The 2,329-nt window shown below is 49.3% G+C and carries 1 protein-coding gene and 1 pseudogene; both read right to left on the reverse strand.

Features of this window, described 5'->3' with window-relative positions; genetic code table 11:
- Positions 1–2,197 (reverse strand): histidine kinase dimerization/phospho-acceptor domain-containing protein (locus MUW49_RS17770; RefSeq protein ID WP_244813034.1); only part of this gene is annotated, 2,197 nt, incomplete at its 3' end.
- 6 nt (positions 2,198–2,203) lie between these two features.
- Positions 2,204–2,329 (reverse strand): annotated as a pseudogene (locus MUW49_RS17775) (ISAs1 family transposase); the annotation flags it as partial.

The following is a 2,329-nucleotide window of genomic DNA, read 5'->3' on the forward strand; positions in this document are numbered from 1 at the left end:
GAATGCGCTCAAACGGGTTAAAAATCTGCTGGATGTCGTGCTCGGATAGCCCGATGCCAGTGTCTTGTACGGAGAAACGAGCTACCTGATTGCGGTAAGTGACGCGGAAAATCACTTTCCCTTCACGAGTATATTTGATCGCGTTATTCAGCAAGTTGATGAGTATCTGTCGTAGGCGTTGCTTATCGGTGGCGATGTAGACGGGCAGATTCACGCAGGAGATGTATTCAAATTCGAGCCCTTTCTGAGAGGCTTCCATACTAAACATCTCGGCCAGCTCATTGAGCATGGTTGCCAGATTAAATTCAACGCGTTGCAGCTCAAGACGACCCGCTTCAATTTTGGAGATCTCCAGTAACCCTTCCAACAGGTCTGAGAGGTGTTTCCCGTTACGCCGTAAAATGTGGGCATATTCACGGGTTTGGTGATCCAGCTTGCGATCGTCACTTAATAATTGGGCGTAACCCAGCAAGACATTCAGCGGCGTGCGTAATTCATGGCTCAGCCCGGCGAGGTAGCGGCTTTTAGCGTTATTGGCGGTTTCTGCTGACTTTTTGGCTTGTTCTAATTCTCGGGATGTTTTCTCGTGCGCACTGATCTCATGAGTTAACAGTTGGGTGTGGGCTTTCAGCTCGGTGATGGCATTACGACTGGTGTTACGTGCCAGCACAAACAGGCCACTGATAATGCCAACCGGAATCAGTAGCATCACGAACGCTTTGAACATGCCACCGGTGATGGTGTGCATGTTATCGGGTGCCAGCGCGGGAATTTGGCTGTAGGCGATCATGAAAATGGCCGCCATAAAACTGCTGACGATGGCTAACACAATCATAAACTGACTGATGGGGCTGGACAGTTTATGTAGTAACTCATCTGGAAGAAACGGATGCAGTAGTGTGTGTATCTGCTCATGTATGGTGGCCTGGGGGCGGCATTTATCTTCACAGCGCACATCGAGCGAGCAACAGAGCGAGCAGATGTGACCGCCATAAACAGGGCAATGGGTCATATCTTCCGGCTCGTAAGCATTTTCACACACAGAACAGGCGAGTTCATGATCGTGATGTGTATGAATGTGAGTCTTGGCGTTGACCAGATAAAATTTGCCCTTGGTTAGCCACGCAATCAGCGGTGCGGTGATAAATGGCAAGGCAAAAGCGATATAGGAAGCAAACGCTTTGATGGCTTCATTAAACACATCGAGGTGGGCGGCTATTCCAATGGATGACGCAATGATCATCGAGCCAAGACCAACCGGATTAATGTCATACAGTTTCGAGCGTTTAAACTCGATACCCGGCGCGCTTAAACCCAGCGGTTTGTTGATCAGTAAGTCGGCAACTAAACTGCCGATCCACGCCAATACCAATACGGAATAAACTTGCAGGGTTTTTTCCAGCAGCTGGTAGATGCCGAGCTCCATCAATAAGAGCGCAATGACGACATTAAACACCATCCAGACCACACGGCCCGGATGGTTGTGGGTCAGCCGAGAGAAGAAGTTCGACCAGGCTAATGAGCCAGCATAGGCATTCGCGACGTTGATTTTAAGCTGTGACATAATGACAAATACACCGGCAGCCAGCAGCGCCAGCTTGGTGTTTTCCGTCATATAACTAAATGCATTTAGGTACATATGCGCAGGGTCACTTGCTTCTTTGGGGTAAAACCCATGACTGATGGCCAGCCACGCCAGATAGCTGCCAAGGGCGAGTTTGGCTGCACCAAATAGCATCCAACCCGGCCCGCCAAATAACATCGCCAACCACCATTTGAGACGACCTGTTTTTTTTTGCTCTGGCAGAAAACGCAGAAAGTCGACTTGCTCGCCTAATTGGGCAATGACTGCCAGTAATACGGCGGATGCGCTGCCAAACAGTAACCAGTTAAAGCTGCCACCATGTTGATTAATACCCGTGTAAGCCAGCCAACTGTCGAGTTGTGAGTCGGGGTGGCTGAATACATAGAACAAAGGAACGATCTGCATCGTCAGCCACAGTGGCTGCGACAACATCTGAAAACGGCTGATATTGGTGATGCCAAAGAGCACGAGGGGGATCACGGCCACCGCACTGATGATATAGCCCCAAAATAGTGGAATGCCCAACAGCAGTTCCAACGCCATCGACATGATCGCGGCTTCCAGCGCGAAAAAGATAAAAGTGAACGAGGCGTAAATCCAGGGCTGACGCATCAGTGTTTATACTTTGAACAACCCCATACATTCGAACAAATATTGTTCATTCAGACAGCAGAGCCTGCGCTTGTTGGCCATGCTTAGATTACGTGATTTGTTTTGCTTCAGCATGTTCAGTATCCACTGCCT

The sequence above is a fragment of the Aeromonas sp. LsrichE-8G genome (genome assembly GCF_022869435.1).
In the GTDB taxonomy this organism is placed as follows: domain Bacteria; phylum Pseudomonadota; class Gammaproteobacteria; order Enterobacterales; family Aeromonadaceae; genus Aeromonas; species Aeromonas caviae.